Raw genomic sequence first — 19911 nt, forward strand, 5'->3', positions numbered from 1 at the left:
CAGACTTTGAACACATGCTGTCGATACCACTGGCGACACTCGATAATTTTACCATATTCAGCAGCATGGCAGACGACGAACCCTCATTGTCAAAACGAGCAGATGCTATGCCAAAGCCCTCAACAGGGCTTCGGAATGGCGTGAATGTGGCATTCCGCCAGATTCTCGCGCTGACGGGTCTCATCATGATCGTGGTCGCCATTCCAATAGCGTTTGTGACGCCAATCATACCGGTCGGTTTGCCCATTGCCATTGTGGGCGTCGTATTGCTGGGGCGTAATGCTGTTTGGGGGCGGCGCTGGATGGAGAGCGTGCTGGATCGGCATCCGCGTGTCGAACGGTTTGCGCCGAACTGGTTAATGCGTTTGGTTTTCGGTCGAGACAAGAAAGACCCGTTCAAGCCAGATCTTTAGCATTGCATTGCACTTTTATGCGTGCGGCGAGGAACAAATAAGCGTTTGCGCATCAGCCAACCCTTGAAGCCGCAGCAAATCTCAGCAGTATGCGCGTCTTGTATTTGCGGAAACGGGGCAAGACGAAATGCGAAGATTCCACGGGCTGGCAGCAGCCTGCACAGCTGCGCTTTTGCTGGCAGCATGCGGCGGCGATGATTCTAAAAAGGCTGACTCGAGCGCGAAGGAAGGGTTTGACCGCAATCCGTATCCTTCGACCTATCAGCCCTATCCAAATGATCCGGTCCTGATCACCAATGCGACCATTCTGGACGGCGAGGGAAATCTGATCGAAGACGGCAGCCTTCTGCTGAAAGACGGCAAGATTTCCGCCATCGGCAGCGATATCAAGGCGCCTGACGGTGTTGAGACCATTGACGCAAGTGGGCGTTGGGTCACTCCCGGCATCATCGACAATCACAGCCATCTTGGTGTTTACCCGTCGCCAGGTGTCAGTGCGCATGGTGATGGCAACGAGATTTCTGCCCCCGTTACGGCAGAGGTTTGGTCAGAGCACGGCGTCTGGCCGCAGGATCCCGGCTTTACGCGCGCTATTGCCGGCGGCATCACCTCCATGCAGGTTCTGCCCGGTAGCGCCAATCTGTTTGGAGGGCGCGGCGTAATTCTCAAGAATGTGCCGAGCCGCACGGTGCAGGGCATGAAGTTTCCAGATGCGCCCTACACGCTGAAAATGGCCTGCGGTGAAAACCCGAAACGTGTTTATGGCTATGGCGCCGGTCGTTTCCCGGGCGGGGCTCCCTATTCGCGCATGGGCAACGTCGCCGGGTATCGCCAGGCCTGGATCAAGGCCGCTGAGTACAAGCGTAAATGGGACAAGTTCGCAGATGAAGGCGGAGAGCCGCCTGCGCGGGATCTTGAGCTGGATACGTTGGCGGGTGTGCTGAATGGCGACATCCTCGTGCACATGCACTGCTACCGCGCCGACGAAATGGCTCAGATCATGGATATGTCCAAGGAGTTTGGATACAAGGTTGCCTCGTTCCACCACGCTGTCGAAAGCTACAAGATTGCCGACAAGCTGGCAGACTATGGCGCGTGTTCGTCCATGTGGGCTGACTGGTGGGGCTTCAAGATGGAAGCCTATGACGGAGTTCGGGAGAACATCCCCCTCGTACACAAGGCGGGTGCATGTGCCATCGTCCACTCAGACAGCGATGTTGGCATTCAACGCTTGAACCAGGAAGCGGCCAAGGCCTGGTCCGACGGCCAGAAAGCCGGGATCGACATTCCGAAGGAGGTCGCATGGACCTGGCTGTCGCTGAACCCGGCGAAATCCCTCGGCATTGAGGATCGCACCGGCAGCTTGAAGCCGGGCAAGATGGCGGATGTCGTCATTTGGTCTGGTGATCCGTTCAGCGTGTACACGAAAGCGGACCAAGTCTTCATTGACGGTGCGTTGATGTTTGACCGCGACCATCCTGAAACCAATCCTGTCATGGACTTTGAACTCGGCCAGCCTGGCGAAGGAGATCGAAAATGATCCGTACACTATTTGCAAGCGTCGCTGCGATCGGTCTGGCCGCAGCACCCGCCCTCGCCGAAACGATTGTCCTTCGCGGTGAGACTGTCTGGACCGGCACGGCGCAGGGGACAATTCCGAATGGCGTTGTCGTGATTGAGGACGATCGTATTGTCACGGTCGGCGGCGAGAATACCGAAGTGCCAGATGGCGCAACCGAAATCTCCGCGGCATGGGTTACGCCCGGCCTGATTGCGGCCTTCTCGCGAACAGGGCTTGTCGAGGTCAGCGCAGAAGATTCGACCAATGACACGATGGCCGCGAATTCCAAATTTTCGACATCGCTGAACGCGGCTGATGGCTTCAATCCCGATGCGACAGCAGTGGACATCACACGTATCGAGGGTTTTACCCGACTGGTCGTCGCGCCGAACACCGGCAACACCATTTTCGCGGGTCAGGGGTTCGTGGCTGACACAAGCGGTGATCTGGATGCGGACATTGATGCGCAAGCTTTCTCCTTCATCAAACTCGGCGAGTCCGGCGCAGGGCTGGCGGGCGGGTCGCGGCAGTCGGCCATGGCTATGCTTCGCGCCGCTCTGGACGATGCGCGGACGTATCCGGCCAGATACCTGACCCACAATGAAGGCGCTGCGCTGAACCGGCTGGATGCCTTGTCCTTCTCTACCGCCGCCCGGGGTCAACAATTGATGGTCATTCAGGCCAGCCGTGCGAGTGACCTGAACGCGGTGATGGATTTGGCGGAAGAATATCCCAATCTGGACATCATCATTGTGGGGGCAGATGAGGCTTGGCGCGTGGCAGACCGTTTGGCCATCATGGATATTCCGGTCATCATCAACGCATTTTCAAATCTTCCATCTTCATTCGAACAATTGGCTGCGACGTCAGAGAATGCTGCGCGGTTGGCGGATGCTGGCGTGACCTTTGCGATTGCAAATATCGGGGATGAAAGCCATCAGGCCCGGTTGGCGCCGCAATTGGCAGGAAATGCCGTTGCCAATGGCCTTTCATCCGACGATGCGCTGGCCGCGCTCACAACGGCGCCGGCAGACATTTTCGGTCTGACCGGGTTCGGACGGCTTGCGCCGGGCGCCCATGCGGATGTTGTTGCATGGGATGGAGACCCGCTGGAAGTAGTCTCCTCGCCCACAGCCGTGATTATCGCTGGTGAAGCGCAATCTCTGGAGTCTCGTCAGACTCGTCTTCGCGACCGGTATCTCAGCCTGGACGAATCCGAACGCCCACGCGCTTATTCACGTCCATGAGGATAAGGCTGGCGCTCAGGCGCCAGCCTTTGCATTCAGGCTTTCGATCAGTCCGCTGGTCACGGTGCCGGTCTCCGGAAGTCCGTGGTCGGCCTGGTAGGCACGAATGGCCGCGGCCGTGCCGGGGCCAACTGCGCCATCCGGAGTGCCGGGCTGATAGCCCAGCGCGGTCAGGGCCAGTTGGATGGACATCACCTGTTCAGGATTTCCGAGCTCCCAGGCTTGCGGCTCGAACTGGCCATTGGCTGGGCCATTGGCGCGCGAAGCAGTCCACGCATCCGTTTGCGCTTGGGCCAACGCGGCAGCTTCCTTTGAAACCGATGCTTTCAGCTCCATGACTTTTGCGGGGGCGCCAGCATCACCATTCTTGGCTGCAACCATAAACCAGTAAAGCGCTTCGGTGAGGTTGGGGCTGATACCCAGACCCTGCTCATACAGAATGCCCAGATTGTACTGGCTGTCGACGATGCCGTACTCAGCGCCCTTGCGGAACCATTCGACGGCGCCAGCATAGGATTGCGGACCGCCTTCGCCTTGCGCCATGAAGACAGCAAGGTCGTGCATGGCCTTTACATTCCCGTTCTGAGCGGCCTTTTCCGTCCACTGACGTGCGAGGTTCAGATCCTTGGGCACACCCGTGCCGCGCTCATGCAGCTTGGACAGAGTGTATTGCGCGATGGGAAGGCCTTTGTCGGCCGCGCTCTGCATCAGGGGCGCAGCCTCGCGCAGATTGTTCTCGGCGAGGTATTGCTGGGCAACATAATACTCAGCGACCGCATCGCCGGATGCGGCAAGGGTGGCAAGAGATTCTACTGCGGGGATCGGTGCGTAACTTACAGCGGTTTCGACCACCGGCGCTGTCTCTACCGGAGCAGGCAGTGCAGGGGTAGGCTGCGTTTCAAGCTCAGTGCCTTCGGGATCGGCCTGAGCGACAGCCGCCGGTGTGTCCTCTTCGAACAACATGGCGTCCGCATCCGTTGTCATGCTCGCGACCGTGATGTCCTCCGCGGCCTCTGCGGGCTGCTCAACAGCGTCTGCTGAGGTTGTCGCGGTTGGCGCAACTGGCGCAGCGGCAACGCTCGGCGTGGACTGTTTTCCGCGCAGATACAGATATCCGCCGACGGCAGCCCCGGTAATCACGACGGCAGACGCTGCGGCATACAGAGGAAGCTTGCCATTGCTGAACATGCCGGAGCTGCTGTCACGGCTCGCTATCCGGATAGGTTGAGATGGGCGTCCTGACGACGCAGCGATTGCGGCTTGCCGCGCGGCGCTCATGAAGTCCAGCTTTTCCTCTTCTTGCGGAGCCTCTTCAATGAGTGGATCGAACTCTGCTTCGTCGCTGTCGGAATGGTCCGCCAGAATGGCATCAGCTTCAACTTCTTCTTCCGTCGGGGTGTCTTCTTCGAACGGAGATGATGACAAGTCGAACTCGTCATCTTCGAAGATGTCGGATTCTCTCGCTTCGGTATGGCTGTCATCATACTCGTCGAGATCGACCAGAGGGTCGATTCCGTCGCCCGTGAGCGAGTCCGGCCCTGCGGTCAGGCTTTCATGGAAGTCATCGTCTGCGTCGACCGGGCCCGGTTCGGCCTCCGGCTCAACGAGTTCGTCAACAAGCTCAAAATCTTCTGTGTAAGCACTTTTCGCCGGTGCGGATGCGAGATTGTCTTCGGCGACTGTGTCGCTTTCATTTTCCGTCTCGACGTCGTCCGAAAAGAAGTCTTGCGGATCGTCAAACGCGGTCGAATCTTGCGGCAGGCCCGGCTCGAATTCCGCGTCATAGTCTTCTGATAACAGGCTATCTGAATCTTCCGTCTGAAACTCTTCGAGCAGACTGTCCGCATCAATGAAGCTGTCTTCTGCGCCAAGACCTTCAATCGGATCGCGGCTTGCTTGAGCCGGGTTGATCGTATCTTCCAGATTTTCCAGTCGCGTTGCGAGCGATGCCATCGCCTTCTGGATTGGCGACAAGGATGCGCTGGTCTGGGTCTGGATCTGGTCGAGCCTGTCGGACATGCCTGTCAGGGCGTCTGATAGATTGGCATCCGCGCGCTTGCGAGTTTCTTCAATTTCTGTCGCCAGGGTCTGGAGGGCCTTGTCCTGACGAGACTGAAGGCGACCAGCGACATTGGCGACTTGCTCGCCGATTTGCGAGATGGCTTCCGCTGTGCGTTGTTCACTTGCATTAACGCGCTTGTCGATCTGCTCACCAAACTCTTCGATCCGGTCTCCGACAAGTCCACCAATGCGTTTGATTTCAGAAGATACAGATTGGATGTCGTTGCTCTGACGCTCCTTGTCCTCGGAGACAGTACGGCGTACACTGTCAATCTCTGAGCGGATGTCCTCGAACACGTCATCAGCAGGCGCAGCAGCCGCCTTGCTGATCTCTTCTGCCAATTCCCGGCGCGTCGTGTCTACTGACTGGCGCACGGTTTCCATGATCTGCTCAAACCGGGATTCGAATTCAGCCCGCAACTTGTCGGCCATATCTGGCTCAACAGACCGGGACAGTGAGCCGATTTTCACGTCCAGATCGTTCAGCGTGGATTCCAGGCTTAGCAGCGCGGCGTCGGTGGTCGATTCCGCGCGATTGAGGCGATCCTGGGTTTTATCCAGCGCAGCGTTGACTGAATTCAGGGACTCGCTCATGCGCGCTTCAGCGGCGCTCAGGCGTTCCTCGGTCCTGTCGATGCCGGACAGTTTCAGGTTCACATGGGTTTCGAGATCGGACAGGCGGTCCGTGAACTCGCGCGACTGGGTCTCTGCTCGCTGCTCTGCTTCGCTCACCGCTGTGTCGATGCGGGAGGCTGTCTCGGCGAGCGTTTTCTCGACTTTGACCTCCATACCCTCGACGCGGTCGTTCAGCTCCGCAAAGCCGGTTTCCACGCGACCCTTGACTGCGAGGGCTTCATTCTGGGCGAGTTCGTTCTCTTCGAATACGTGGCTGGCCAGTTTACCGAGCGCCTGTTCCAGAGACTTCAGGGCTTCAAGGTTCTCCCGTGAGGAATCGTCATTCTCAAGCTTCTGAACCTTCGCCTGTAGCGCTGCGTAGGTTTCCTGCAGTTCCTCGATGAGGCCATCGACACGTGAGGCGACCGTCGACGAACTCTGTTCTGCATCTTCCAGTCGGGCCACGAGGCCGAGAATGGTGTGATCCATCCCTGTGATGGCAAGGGTTGAGCGGGCTTCAGTCGCTTCGATGCGGCGCGTCAGCTTGTCGATCGTATCATTGGCGGCGTTCGGGGCAGGGCGGCGATGTTCGAAGGGGGCGGCAACTTCGTTTGGCTTGGACGATTCGACCGACATGAGGAGACGGTTCAGGTATTCCCCGAGCGTTATCCCCTCTGCATGTGCAGCTTCTCGCGCGGCATCGCGCGCGCGTTGGTCAATTCCTTTGACGCTCCAGGGCCCCGTCTGGCTCATCACTGCTCTCCTAAGCACGCTCAGATTGCCCGTGGATACTGAGAATCCGGGCAAGTTTATCCATCTTCACGAACTTTGATGGCAGGCGCCGGATTAAGGTGAGGTTAAAGGTAAAGAAAACCCGTAAATTTGGTAACCTTGGGCCAAGACGCGGGAGTGACGGGATACGAAAATAAAAGTTTACGTTGACGTTCGCGTAAGCCGTGATCTAGATTTGCGTCATGATGAACAACAAGCTCTCCAAAATTTCCGCTGCGGACTCCCGCACCTACACAATTTCCGAGCTTGCTCGCGAGTTCGGCGTAACGCCACGGGCGCTCCGGTTTTATGAGGACAAAGACATGCTCCATCCCGCGCGGGATGGGATGACGCGTGTCTATTCCAACCGGGACCGCGCGCGGCTGACTATCATTGTCAGGCTGAAACGTCTCGGCCTGCCACTCGCGGATATCCGCGAAATTCTCGATCTCTACGTTCTGGACGATGGGCAACGGGCCCAGATGCGGATGTCGCTCGACAAGTTCCGCAAGCAGGTCAAGGAACTGGAAATTCAGCGCGGCGATATCGATACCGCGCTGACCGAGCTGCGAAAGGGTATTGCCTGGCTTGAAACGCAGATCGCCAATACCGGGCCGTCTGACGAAAATAAGCGACAATTGGCGGCATATGACGAGATTGCCCGCCGACAGCTCGACGAAGTTTGATCTGAGCCAACCCAATTCTCGCCCCACCCAGCAGATGCCGCGGTGGGGTTAAATCATTTAGACAGGCGCTGCACGGGAGCAATCCAGTCGAGCGCCGGATTTACAGGAAGCACACAATGCCCCGTTACGACGCGCCAATTCGCGACATGCAATTCATCCTGCAGGAACTGCTGGAGATTCAGAACTATTCAAACCTTCCCGGCTTCGAGGAGGCTACGCCTGACCTTGTGAATGCGATCCTGGATGAGGGAGGCAAGTTCGCCAAGGAAGTCCTGTTCCCACTCAATACAATTGGCGACAAACAGGGCTGTGTTCGCAGTGACGATGCCAGTGTGAAAACGCCAGATGGCTTTCCAGAGGCCTATAAGCAGCTGGTTGAGAATGGCTGGCCGCTTCTGTCGGCGCAGCCTGAAATGGGCGGTCAGGGCCTGCCGCATGTCGTCAATATTGCGTGGACGGAAATGGTCTCGTCCGCGAATATGGCGTTCGGCATGTATCCGGGCCTGACGCACGGCGCATTCCAGGCGCTGATGGCGGGTGGATCTGAAGAGCTGAAAGCGAAGTACGGCCCGAAAATGGCCTCTGCCGAATGGGCCGGTACGATGAATTTGACCGAGCCGCATTGCGGAACGGACCTCGGCCTGATGAAGACTAAGGCCGTGCCGCAGGGCGACGGCACCTACAAGATTTCCGGCCAGAAGATCTGGATTTCCGGCGGCGAGCAGGATCTCACCGAGAATATCATTCACCTCGTGCTTGCGCGTATCGAAGGCGCGCCGGAGGGCATCAAGGGTGTGTCGCTTTTTGTCGTTCCGAAATTCCTCGTCAACGAGGACGGTTCACTGGGTGAGCGCAATGCGTGTTCCTGTGGTGGCCTTGAAGAGAAGATGGGCATTCACGGCAATGCGACCTGCGTCATGAACTATGATGGCGCCACCGGCTGGCTGGTCGGCGAAGAACACAAGGGCATGCGCACCATGTTCGTCATGATGAATGAGGCGCGCCTTGGTGTTGGCCTGCAGGGGCTCGCGCAGGCTTCCATCGCTTATCAGAACGCCGTCGACTTCGCGAAAGACCGACTGCAAGGCCGTTCCTTGACCGGGCCGAAGGCGCCAGAGCAGCCAGCTGATCCGATCATCGTGCACCCGGATGTGCGCCGCATGCTTATGGACCAGAAGGCCTTCATCGAGGGTGCACGGGCGCTGACCTACTGGACCGCATTCCAGGGCGACCTGCAGCACAAGTCGCCGGATGAAAAGGTTCGCGAAAAGGCTGGCGACTATATGGCTCTGCTGACACCCGTTATCAAAGCCTACCTCACCCATATGGGGTTCGAGAAAGCCAATCAGGCGCTGCAGCTTCATGGTGGATCAGGCTTCACTCAGGAATGGGGCCTTGAGCAATACGTCCGCGATTGTCGCATTACACTGATCTATGAGGGCACCAATGGCGTGCAGGCGCTGGACCTGGTCGGTCGCAAGCTTGCCGCCAATGGCGGTCGTGCGGTGTTCAGCTTCTTTGCCGAAGTCGATGAATTTGTCAGCGCGATTGAGGGTGACGCAGATCTTGCTCCATTCGCGGAGGGCCTTTCGACCCTGAAGGGACAGCTCCAGGAAGCGACAACCTGGCTGATGCAAAACGGCATGACCGATTTCAACAATGCCGGCGCGTCGAGCCATGATTACCTGCATCTTTTCGGCCTGACCGGGCTGGCACTGATGTGGGCAAAAATGGCGAAAGTCGCGTTGGAAAAGAAGGCTGAAGCCGACCCTTATTATCAGGAGAAGCTGGCAACTGGCCATTACTTCCTGGATCGTATGGTGCCGGATGGCGCAGCGCATCTCGCAAAGGTGAAGACCGGCGCGAAAACGATGATGGCTCTGCCGGCTGAGGCGTTCTAGGCGCGGATCGGAATTTTGATGGCGCGCAGGCCTGCTGAGTCAGGTTTGCGCGCTATCACACAAATAATTCATGGAAATCCCGCCGTTTTGACGTTGGGATAGGGCTGGGAATCCGGCGGTTCCGTCGCTACATGTTTACGTGAACGTAAGCGGCAACCGATCGCCGTGCAAAGTGGAGGAACACAAAAAATGCAAGCCAGCCCCCTAGATGTCCCAAAGGCTGCATGGCGCCAGGACGAAGAGATCGAGATTTTCTCCGATGCCGTCGGGCAATTCTTCGAGAAAGAATGTGTGCCGCACGCTCCGCAGTGGCGCAAGGATGGCATTGTTCCGCTGGAAATCTGGAAGAAGGCTGGTGAGATGGGCCTGTTGGGCGCGTCCATTCCTGAAGAGTATGGCGGCGCGGGCGGTGACTTCCGCCATGAGGCCATCATCATTGAACAACAGCAGTGGAAAGGCGTCGACGGGTTCGGCATCACGTTGCACAACGCCATCATCGCGCCTTACATCGTGTCTTACGGGACAGAGGAGCAGAAGCGTCGCTGGCTGCCCGGTATATGCTCGGGCGAATTGGTCACTGCAATTGCAATGACCGAGCCGGGCGCTGGCTCGGACCTGCAAGGCATGAAGACGACGGCAAAACGCGATGGAGACGAGTACGTAATCAACGGCTCCAAGACGTTCATCTCGAACGGTCAGACCGCGAATTTGATTCTTCTCTGCGTAAAGACAGATCCGACGCAGGGCGCCAAGGGGATCTCGATCATCGCTGTCGAGACCGACAAGGTTGAGGGCTTCCGTCGCGGACGCAATCTTGAAAAGGTCGGCCAGCACGCGGCGGATACGTCTGAACTTTTCTTCGATGATGTCCGTGTGCCCGCGTCCGCCCTGTTGGGTGAGGTCGAAGGCAAGGGCTTTATCCAGTTGATGCAGAAACTGCCTCAGGAGCGCCATATCATTGGCCTTCAGGGCGTTGGCATGATTGAGCGGGCCATTCACGAGACAGTGGAATATGTCAAAGGACGCAAGGCCTTCGGTCAGACCATTTTTGACTTCCAGAACACGCAGTTCAAACTGGCCGAGTGCAAAACCGAGGCAACGGTCGCCAAAGTGTTTGCAGATCACTGTACGGAGCGCCTTCTGAAAGAGGAGCTGGATGCATCCACGGCGTCCATGTCCAAATACTGGATCTCGGATTTGCAGTGCAAGATCATCGACGAGTGCCTGCAGCTTCATGGCGGCTTTGGTTACATGGATGAGTACCCAATCGCGCAGATGTATGCGGACGCACGCGTCCAGCGCATCTATGGTGGTGCCAATGAAGTCATGAAAATGCTGATCGCCCGAACATTGTAATGGATCGATCAGGCAAGGTGTAGACGGGAAGGGTGATGAAGAACGGATTGGCATGGCTGGGCATTACGGTCGCGGTGATCGCCGTGAACCTTGGCCTGTCCATGTTTCAACCGTACTCGGAATCCAGAATTTTGGGATTGCCCCTTCATCTGAGCCTTGCGGCGTTGGCATTTGTGTTCGGTCTGGTGATGTTCGCTTCGCATCGCGTTTATGCGTCGTCGGTGAAGAAGCTCCGGGCTGCCGGGCTGACCGACGCTGAAATTGAGATGGTCTCTCAAGAGAAAGATCCCGAGGCTAAACTGCGCGAAATACTTGGGCGCAAGAAGGGTGATCATGCCTGACAGCCATCTCATCCGTGACGTATTCCCGACGCCCAGCCCGTCATCAACTTCGCTTGGCTTCGAACTTCTGGCGCTTGACATGACGGCGTTGACGACACGAGTGCGGTTTGAAGGGCGGCCCGAATTCTGTAACCCGGCCGGCGTCATTCAGGGTGGCTATCTCGTAGCCATGATGGATGATACAATCGGGATGCTCGCCGGGATGAAGGCGGGCAAGACCAAACTGCCTTCGACGGTCGATCTGCATACGCATTTTCTACGCCCTGTTCGCAAGGGCGTGATCGAAGTTTCGGCGCGCCTGCGCAATGTCGGCAGGGCCATGGTATTCGCCGAAGCTGAACTCTACGATTCCCGCGGCAAGGAAGCAGCCCGCTCCACCGCGAGTCTAACCCTCAATCCGGTTTTGAAGCCGGCCACTTGAATATTCGTTTAAAAGGGAGCTACTCCAATGACTGAAGCCTATATCTACGATGCGGTGCGTACGCCCCGCGGCAAAGGCAAGAAAAGCGGATCACTGCACGAGATCACCTCGCTCAGCCTCGCTACGCAAGTTCTTCAGGCCATCCGTGACCGGAATGAGCTTGACACCTCCAAAGTTGATGATGTCGTGCTCGGGTGCGTCAGCCCGGTGGGAGAGCAGGGCGCAGACATCGCGCGCGTTGCCGTACTGAACGCCGAGTATGCCGAGACGACAGCCGGTGTGCAGGTTGACCGGTTCTGCGCCTCCGGCCTTGAAGCCTGCAACATGGCCGCTGCGAAGGTCATGACCGGCGAGGCTGACATGGCCATCGGCGGCGGGGTCGAAAGCATGAGCCGCGTGCCAATGGGCGCATCCGGCGGGGCATGGTCTTCTGACCCTCAAGTTGCCCTGAAGACCTACTTTGCCCCACAGGGCATCGGCGCTGACACGATCGCCACAAAGTATGGTTTTTCGCGCGATGACGTGGACGCTTTCGCTGTTGAAAGCCAGAAGCGCGCAGCAAACGCCTGGAAAGAAGGTCGCTTTGCCAAGTCCATCGTTCCGGTGAAAGACCAGATGGGCGGCATCCAGCTCGATCACGACGAACATATGCGTCCTGACGCAGACATGCAGTCTCTGGCAGCGCTGAACCCGTCTTTTGCTGGCATGGGCGCCATGGGTTTTGATGAAGTCATCAAGCAGCGTTACCCGGAGCTGGAAGCCATCAATCACGTTCACCACGCCGGTAACTCATCCGGTATTGTGGATGGTGCATCGGCTGTGCTGTTTGGCTCAAAGGAAATGGGCGAAGCCCTCGGCCTCAAGCCGCGTGCCCGCGTTCGCGCGATGGCCTCTATCGGTTCCGAGCCTGGCATCATGCTGACCGGACCGACCTATGTGACCCAGAAGGTTCTGAAGAAGGCAGGTATGGAGGCCGGTGACATTGACCTCTACGAGCTGAACGAAGCTTTCGCATCGGTCGTCTTGCTGATGATGCAGAACCTGAACATCCCGCATGAGAAAATGAACGTGAATGGCGGCGCGATCGCAATGGGTCACCCGCTCGGCGCGACCGGCGGCATGATCCTTGGCACGATGGTGGACGAGTTGGAACGTTCCGGCAAGGAAACTGCTCTCGTCACGCTGTGCGTCGGCGCCGGCATGGGCACCGCCACGATCATCGAGCGCGTTTAATCCAGATACAGACGAACGGAATATACGATATGAAACTCGAAACATTCGGTTGGGACGTCGACAGCGACGGTATTGCCCACGCAACATTCGACGTGCCAGGTCGCAGCATGAATACGCTGACGGCAAAAGCAGTCGCCGACATCATCGCGATCTCCAAAGAGGTTGCCACAAACGATTCTATCAAGGGGCTCGTCTTGTCCTCGGGCAAGCCAAGCGGCTTCTGCGCCGGGGCAGACCTTGGCGAAATGAATGAAAACGCTGGCGGCGGCAAAAGTGCGTCGGACATGTCTGAAGCGGAGCTGAAGAAGGCGCAGTTCGAACGCGGCTTCTCCCTCAACAAGACGCTCCGCGAGCTGGAGACCTGTGGCAAGCCGGTGGCTGTTGCGCTGAACGGCCTCGCCCTTGGCGGCGGTCTCGAAGTAGCGCTTGCCTGCCATTACCGCGTTGCGGCCAATGACAATCCAAAGCTGCAATTCGGTCTGCCGGAAGCCAAGATCGGTCTTCTGCCCGGCGCTGGCGGCACGCAGCGTCTGCCGCGTCTCGTTGGCGTGCAGGCGGCGCTACCGCTGATCCTGCAGGGCGAAAGCTTCAATGCAGAAAAAGCGCTCGCCATGGGTGTGGTGCAGGAACTTGCTCCGTCTGCTGAAACCGTCGACAAGGCGAAAGCCTGGGTCAAGGCAAATCCGAACGCCAAAGCGCCTTGGGACGAAAAAGGCTTCAAGGTTCCAGGCGGTGTCGTCCACCGTCATCCGGGGGCTGGCCAGGTTGCGACCATGTCGAACGCAATGCTGATGTCCAAGACCTATGGCAACTATCCGGCACAGAAGAACATTCTGTCCTGCATCTATGAGGGCATTCAGGTGCCGATTGATGCAGGCCTTCGCATCGAAACGCGTTACTTCATCAACACGCAGCAGCGCCCGGAAGCGAAAGCCATGATCCGTTCGCTGTTCCTCTCGATGCAGGAACTGTCCAAGGGCGGCAACCGCCCGGCAGGGTATCCGAAGACAGAGTTCAAGAAGATCGCTGTCATCGGCGCCGGTCTGATGGGGGCAGGCATCGCCTATGTTCAGGCAAAAGCTGGCATCCCGACCGTTCTCGTGGACGTGTCCAAGGAGAATGCCGAAAAGGGTAAGGACTATTCCCGTCGCCTCGTCGAGAAAGCTGTGTCTCGCGGCAAATCGTCGAAGGAGAAGGGGGATGCCCTGCTCGACCTGATCACGACGACGGACAATTATGATGACGTCAAAGGGGCTGACCTGGTCATTGAGGCCGTGTTCGAGAATGTCGAACTGAAGGCCAAGATCACCAAGATGGCGGAAGACGTACTGGACGCGGATGCTGTGTTCGGCTCCAACACGTCTACGCTGCCGATCACCGGTCTTGCGGAAGCCTCACAGCGCCCGGAAAACTTCATCGGCATTCACTTCTTCTCGCCAGTCGAGCGGATGGGGCTCGTTGAGATCATCAGTGGTGAGAAGACGAGCGAAGCGACGCTTGCCAAGGCGGTTGACTATGTTCTTACCATTCGCAAGACGCCGATCGCCGTCAACGACAGCCGCGGCTTCTACACATCCCGCTGCTTCGGCACGTATACACGGGAAGGCATGGAAATGCTGGCCGAAGGCATCAAGCCGGCCATCATCGAGAATGTCGGCCGTCAGTCCGGCATGCCGATGGGACCGCTGGAGGTGTCTGACTCTGTCGGTCTCGATACCGCGCTGAAGGTTACGCGAGCCACGGCTGAAGCGGCCGGTATTGATCTGCAGTCCGATGACCGTACGCAATTCCTGGCTTGGCTGGTCGAGGATCAGGAGCGCGTCGGCCGCAAGGCGGGCAAGGGCTTCTACGACTATAATGAAAAAGGCAAGCCGGAACGTCTCTGGCCAGACCTGAACAGCCGTCTGGAAGTGAAGGTGGACGAATGCCGGCCGGACCTGAAGCAGCATCTGAAAAATCGTTTCCTCGTGCGCCAGGCCATCGAAGTGGCCCGCTGCTTTGAGGAAGGCGTCATCACAGATGCGCGGGATGCGGACATTGGCTCGATCCTCGCTTGGGGCTTTGCGCCGTATACGGGTGGTTGCTGCTCCTATGTCGACCTCGTCTGGGGCATCAGGGAGTTCGTTGCCGAGGCTGACCGTCTGGCGGCCAAGTATGGCGAACGCTTCGAGCCACCAGCGCTGCTACGCGACATGGCCGAGAAGGGAGAAGGTTTCTACGATCGCTTCCCGCCAGCCGGAAAAGCAGAGAAAGCAGCTGCGTAAGAATTCCACAAGGAATTGAACCAAAAAATATTAGGGTCAATAGTGTTTATTACACTATTGACCCTTTTTTCTATTGATTGCCGCAACCAAAGCGGGAATGATTTGTCCCCGCGATCAATTTTGGTTGCGGGAATACAGGGGAAATATATGCTAAAATACGTTGCGGTCGCGGTGGCCGTTGTTTCGTTGGCTGCGTGTGAGACCACTTCGAGCCGTCCGTACACACCATCTACAGACAATATCATGGCTTTTCAGTCTGCTCTCACTGATGGGGGAGAGAAAGTGCAGCTTAGTGCATTCACGACTGCGGCTGGCGTGGAGAGTGATATGACGTGTCGTGCGCTAGGGGCCCTAGAAGTGGCGCCTGGCAAAACGCCCGTTTCATTCATCGAAGGGGCCATGCGTGACGAGCTTTTTGCGGCTGGTGTCTACGATCAGAAAGACGGATCCGTAATCAATGGTAAGGTTACGAACTTGGAGTTCAACTCATTCGGAACCGGTTCTTGGAAAATCGCTCTTCAGCTTTCTTCAGATGCATTTCCTCAGGGGTACGAAGTTTCAACTGATTACAGCTTCAAGACGAGTTATTCAGCATTGAAGGCATGCCAAAACGTAATCGACGCCTTTACGCCAGCAGTTCAGGATCTCATTGGTAAGGCCGTTGCGGATCCAAATTTCGGCTCACTGGTGGCTGAGTAACTCAGCTAAAGAGCTGTATCGCCAAACTATGAGGCCGGAGCATTACTGCTCCGGCCTTTTTTGTTCAGCTCTCTGATTGTCCTAGCGTTTGGCGCGGGACCACCAGCCGGTGCGTTTGGGTTCGGCCTTCTTGGCGGGTTCCGGCGCAGGCTCCGGCTCAGGCGTTGCGGCAGGCTGTTCTGCCATGACAGGTTCAGCTTCCGGCTCCGGAGCAGGGGCCTCTACGGACGGTTCAACCACCTCAGCAACTGGCTCCGCCGCGTCTTCCCTGGCAGCAGGTTCCGCCTGTTCAGGTTCATCGGAGCTTGCTTCGGGCGCTGCGTCGTCAGTGCTCTCTGCAGCGTCTTTCTTCCGGGACCGGGAGCGACGACGCTTGAGCTTGGCGGGCTTTTCGTCTTCGCCAGCAGGTGCTTCGCCTGAGGTTTCGTTTGCGGCTTCACTGGAGGAGTCACTCGGTGTGTCCGAGGTGGCTTCCGCTTGTTCGGCCTCCGCCGGTGCGGGCGTTGGCTCGGCCTCTACTTTCGCTTCGCTGGACGGAATATCGTCCAGCATTTCCGCAGCACTCGCAGCGAGGCCGTCCAGATAGGCGCCGCCATCTGTTGGCGCTCCATCGGCTGCCTCGGTGCGGTTGTCGGAAGACCGGCGCCGCCGGCGACCTCCGCGACGGCCCCGGCGGCGGCGCTTGCGAGGCGCGCCATCCTCTGTGTCTCCGTCCCCTGACTCCGCCGAGGCGTCGGAGGTCTCGTCATCCTCGTCGCTGGCGTCGTCCTCATCGGTATTTGGTTCTGTATCCTGGGACTCGGCGGCATCCTGTTTGCGGCCACGACCACCACGGCGTCTGCGTCGCTTGCGACGGCTGCCACCGGCTTCTTCTTCCTGATCGGAGGAAGCCTCGACTGTCTCTTCGTCGGCTTCGTCCTCATCCTCCTCCGTGACGACCTGTTTGGTCGGCTTGGCGAGGGAGCGAGGGGGCTTGCGTTTCTTGGGCTTGCCGTTCGGGTCGCGCTCCGCATCAATGACGAAATCGCCGGGCAGCATGTCTTCGGAGGAATGGATGGAGACGGCAAAGCCGGCCATCTGCTCCACCTCGATCAGGGCTTCCCGCTTGTTGTTGAGCAGGTAGAGCGCCACATCGGTTGGCGCCTTCACGGAGATTGCCTTGAGGCCGCCCATCGACGCGCGCGCTTCGATGGCCCGGATCAGCTGCAATGCCGCTGACGGAATGGAGCGGCGACGGCCTGTGCCGTTACATGCCTCACACGGATCTGAGGTTGCCTGCAGCACACCCTGACGACGACGCTGACGGGAAATTTCCATCAGGCCGAATTGCGAGATCCGGCCATGCTGTACGCGGGCGCGGTCTACCTTCAGGTGTTCTTTCAGCTTTTTCTCGACGGCGCGATTGTTCTTGTTCTCGTCCATGTCGATGAAGTCGATCACGACGAGACCAGCCAGATCGCGTAGGCGCATCTGACGGCAGGCTTCCTCTGCGGCTTCCAGATTGGTGCGCAGGGCTGTCTGTTCGATGTTGCGTTCGCGTGTGGCCTTGCCGGAGTTCACGTCAATCGCCACCAGTGCTTCGGTCTGGTTGATGACGAGATACCCGCCGGATTTCAGCTGTACGGTCGGGGAGTAGATGGAATCAAGCTGCTGCTCGACGGCTTCGGCCACGAAGAGCGGATCTTCTTCCTTCCATTGCTGAACCTTCTTAGACTGGCTCGGCATGATCAGCTTGGCGAGATCTTTTGCTTCGCGATAGGCGTCTTCGCCCTGAACCAGAACTTCCTCGATCTCCTTGTCGAACATGTCCCGCATGGCTCGGTGGACCAGTCCGCCTTCGGCGTTGATCAGCGTCGGGGCTTCAGAGGTCAGCGTTTTCTCGACAATGGTTTCCCAGAGTTTCGAGAGGTATTCGTAGTCACGCTTGATCTCGCCCTTGGTGCGCTTGGCGCCAGCCGTGCGGACGATCAGGCCCATGCCTTCCGGCACGTCCAGCTCGGATACGATGGATTTCAGGCGCTTGCGGTCTGCGCCATTCACGATCTTGCGGGAAATACCGCCTCCGCGCGGTGTGTTTGGCATCAGAACGGAATAGCGTCCGGCGAGGGACAGGTAAGTCGTGAGCGCCGCGCCCTTGTTGCCGCGTTCTTCCTTGACGACCTGAACCAGCATCACCTGACGACGGCGAATGACTTCCTGGATCTTGTAGCGCTTGGAAATGGACGCACGGCTGGCCTTCTTGCGGCGCGGCGCAGCTTCGGCTTTCGCCTCGCCATTCTCGTCTTCAGAGTTATCCGAGTCGTCAGACTCGTCGTCGGCGTCGTTTTCCGATTCGTCGAAGTCTGAATCGTCGGCGTCTGTTGCGTCGCCATCGTCATCATCGTCTTCGTCGTCGATTTGCGCCGCAGCTTCTTCCGCGGCCTCTTTCAGAAGGGCCTCGCGATCTTCCGCTGGCAATTGGTAATAGTCGGGGTGGATCTCGCTGAAGGCGAGAAAGCCGTGGCGATTGCCACCATATTCAACAAAAGCGGCCTGTAGAGACGGCTCTACACGCGTGACTTTTGCTAGATAGATATTTCCTCGAAGTTGTTCATTGCCGGTGGTTTCAAAGTCAAAGTCGTCCACCTGACCATTGTTGACGATCGCGACACGGGTCTCTTCCGTATGCGCGGCGTCGATTAGCATGAGTTTGCTCATGTAAAGGAACCTTGTGAGCCGGCGCAGCAGCTCTGGACGCGACATGGCGCCTTGAGCCAGCCGCAGGGCCGGACTGGAAATTTAAGGGGAGGATGCGGTCACACCGGCCCGACTGCCCCTTGGGCAGTACAGGAAAACCGGTTTTGACTACTGCACCCGCGTACATATTCTCTGCTTTCCGGAGCGCGGCGCCCGCTTGCCTTTTCGGTGAAGCCGGGATCGCTGTCGCGACGTTGGGAAACTTGCTTGGTAGGCCTGATTGGCTACTACCGTCTGATACTGCCCAATTTTGACTCTCAAGAAAAGACCAAAAAGGACGCTGAGGCTGTGTAATACGTATCCTATGGTCAATGCTGGGTTAATAAACGGTCTGATAGGAAGTGCCTTCAATCCGGACAATGTGGGTTCCTGATGACGCTTTTACGCCTTGTTTTCCTTGTGATCGCCTTTGCGGGTGGGGGATTTGCCGCTTCGGCCGATATCAGCCGTGTGCAAGTCGTCGGCAATGGTGAGCCAACGCGAATCACCGTTTGGGCCGATAGTGAGCAGGAAGGACGTGCATTCCTCGCACAATCAGATGAAGCGCGCAGCCTGATCGTTCCGATTCAGGGGGATGTAACGCCTGCTGCCGGGGATGGTCGCGGCGGTGTCGCGACCTGGGCGCTTTCCGAAGGCACACTTAGTTTCGCCCTTGATCGCCCATTGATGGTTGCGCGCGTCCTGGCACTGCCTCCGGCCGGGAATGAGCCTTCACATCGAATCATTATCGACCTTCAGGCCGTTTCGGATGCCCGCTTCAGCAGCGTGGCCAAACGCGATATGCGCAAACTCGCATCCTATCAGGACAACCGGCGCAAGAGCGAACTGGCTGCCGAACTCGCGGCATTGCGTCCCGATGCTCCTTTGCCAGCATCCAGCCGCGTCTCCGAGAAGACCTATACGGTGGTCATTGATGCCGGGCATGGGGGCAAGGACCCCGGCGCGATGGCGATAACCGGTGGCAGGGAAAAGGACATCACGCTCCGCGCCGCCCTCACGCTCAAGAAAATTCTCGAGTCCGACCCGCGCTACACGGTGCGCCTGACCCGAGACACGGATGTCTATGTGGATCATGAAGTGCGGGTCAGCATGGCGCGCGACTGGGGCGCGAACCTGTTCATTTCGCTGCATGCGGATGCAGCGGGCAGCCGGACGGTGTCAGGCGCATCTGTCTACACGATCAGCGCCAGCGGCGAACGCCGGATCGACAAGGAAGCCAATCGCAACAATTGGCGAATTCCTCTGGAAGACGGCGCGCCCCAACGCGTGAGCAGCATCCTCGAAGACCTGGTCAAGCGCGAGACCAAGACGCGCTCTTCCGAATTCGCGGAGATGCTGTTGCCGGAATTGGAGAAATCAGGACCAGTCCTGCGGAATACCCACCGCGAGGCTGGCTTTTACGTACTGCTCGCCCCTGATGTGCCCGCAGTTTTGTTGGAGATGGGCTTCCTGACGAACAGGGAAGATGCCAAGCGCCTTCAATCCGAACAGGGCATTCGCAAGGCCATGAGCGCTGTGAAACGCGGCATCGACCGTTTCTTTGACAAGCAGGACATTCTGATGGCCGGGCAAGAGGCCAACGGGTGAATCTCCTTGCGGCGTGGCG

General features: G+C 58.1%; 14 protein-coding genes. 12 read left to right on the top strand and 2 right to left on the bottom strand.

Annotated features, from left to right (window positions below):
• Positions 1 to 65: 65 nt before the first annotated feature.
• The 3 genes from HY36_RS12000 (at position 66) to HY36_RS12010 (ending at position 3221) form a co-directional block, all read left to right on the top strand.
• The gene (locus tag HY36_RS12000; RefSeq protein WP_035553385.1) at positions 66 to 413 is read left to right on the top strand and encodes a hypothetical protein; all 348 of its coding nucleotides are present in this window, start codon (positions 66 to 68) and stop codon (positions 411 to 413) included.
• Positions 414 to 540: 127 nt separating this feature from the next.
• A complete protein-coding gene (locus HY36_RS12005) occupies positions 541 to 1953 on the top strand; it encodes an amidohydrolase (RefSeq protein ID WP_035553067.1) in 1413 nt (470 codons plus the stop codon).
• Positions 1950 to 3221 carry an amidohydrolase family protein gene (locus HY36_RS12010; RefSeq protein ID WP_035553070.1) on the top strand — a complete coding sequence of 424 codons (1272 nt, stop codon included), beginning with the start codon at positions 1950 to 1952 and terminating at the stop codon, positions 3219 to 3221. The genes HY36_RS12005 and HY36_RS12010 overlap by 4 nt, the downstream gene beginning before the upstream one ends.
• A 15-nt stretch (positions 3222 to 3236) precedes the next feature.
• On the opposite strand, the gene HY36_RS12015 is transcribed toward HY36_RS12010, so the two are convergent.
• The gene (locus tag HY36_RS12015) at positions 3237 to 6650 is read right to left on the bottom strand and encodes a peptidoglycan-binding protein (protein WP_035553072.1); all 3414 of its coding nucleotides are present in this window, start codon (positions 6648 to 6650) and stop codon (positions 3237 to 3239) included.
• A 221-nt stretch (positions 6651 to 6871) separates the two neighbouring features.
• Here HY36_RS12015 and HY36_RS12020 point away from each other — a divergent pair, with 221 nt between their 5' ends.
• The 8 genes from HY36_RS12020 to HY36_RS12055 all read left to right on the top strand — a co-directional run bounded on the left by HY36_RS12020 (position 6872) and on the right by HY36_RS12055 (position 15569).
• Positions 6872 to 7354, top strand: a complete 483-nt coding sequence (locus tag HY36_RS12020; protein ID WP_241764195.1) for a MerR family transcriptional regulator — start codon at positions 6872 to 6874, stop codon at positions 7352 to 7354.
• A gap of 116 nt (positions 7355 to 7470) precedes the next feature.
• The gene (locus HY36_RS12025; RefSeq protein ID WP_035553075.1) at positions 7471 to 9255 is read left to right on the top strand and encodes an acyl-CoA dehydrogenase C-terminal domain-containing protein; all 1785 of its coding nucleotides are present in this window, start codon (positions 7471 to 7473) and stop codon (positions 9253 to 9255) included.
• A 189-nt stretch (positions 9256 to 9444) separates the two neighbouring features.
• A complete protein-coding gene (locus HY36_RS12030) occupies positions 9445 to 10611 on the top strand; it encodes an acyl-CoA dehydrogenase family protein (RefSeq protein ID WP_035553078.1) in 1167 nt (388 codons plus the stop codon).
• 35 nt (positions 10612 to 10646) lie between these two features.
• A complete protein-coding gene (locus HY36_RS12035) occupies positions 10647 to 10952 on the top strand; it encodes a hypothetical protein (RefSeq protein ID WP_035553080.1) in 306 nt (101 codons plus the stop codon).
• A complete protein-coding gene (locus HY36_RS12040) occupies positions 10945 to 11373 on the top strand; it encodes a PaaI family thioesterase (protein WP_051602758.1) in 429 nt (142 codons plus the stop codon). Before HY36_RS12035 ends, HY36_RS12040 begins: the two co-directional genes overlap by 8 nt.
• Positions 11374 to 11400: 27 nt before the next feature.
• Entirely contained in the window at positions 11401 to 12606 is a 1206-nt protein-coding gene (locus tag HY36_RS12045) for an acetyl-CoA C-acetyltransferase (RefSeq protein WP_035553082.1), read from the top strand.
• 29 nt (positions 12607 to 12635) lie between these two features.
• On the top strand, positions 12636 to 14870 hold the full coding sequence (locus HY36_RS12050; protein WP_035553085.1) for a 3-hydroxyacyl-CoA dehydrogenase NAD-binding domain-containing protein: 2235 nt from the start codon (positions 12636 to 12638) through the stop codon (positions 14868 to 14870).
• Positions 14871 to 15017: 147 nt separating this feature from the next.
• On the top strand, positions 15018 to 15569 hold the full coding sequence (locus tag HY36_RS12055) for a hypothetical protein (protein ID WP_035553087.1): 552 nt from the start codon (positions 15018 to 15020) through the stop codon (positions 15567 to 15569).
• Positions 15570 to 15650: 81 nt separating this feature from the next.
• Here the strand turns inward: HY36_RS12055 and HY36_RS12060 are convergent, their stop codons facing one another.
• Positions 15651 to 18266, bottom strand: a complete 2616-nt coding sequence (locus HY36_RS12060) for a ribonuclease E/G (RefSeq protein ID WP_035553395.1) — start codon at positions 18264 to 18266, stop codon at positions 15651 to 15653.
• A gap of 411 nt (positions 18267 to 18677) precedes the next feature.
• On the opposite strand from HY36_RS12060, the gene HY36_RS17875 reads away from it, so the two are divergent.
• A complete protein-coding gene (locus tag HY36_RS17875; RefSeq protein ID WP_051602759.1) occupies positions 18678 to 19892 on the top strand; it encodes an N-acetylmuramoyl-L-alanine amidase family protein in 1215 nt (404 codons plus the stop codon).
• Positions 19893 to 19911 lie beyond the last annotated feature (19 nt).

Origin of the sequence: Hyphomonas atlantica corrig. (genome assembly GCF_000682715.1) — a bacterium.
In the GTDB taxonomy this organism is placed as follows: Bacteria; Pseudomonadota; Alphaproteobacteria; order Caulobacterales; family Hyphomonadaceae; genus Hyphomonas; species Hyphomonas atlantica.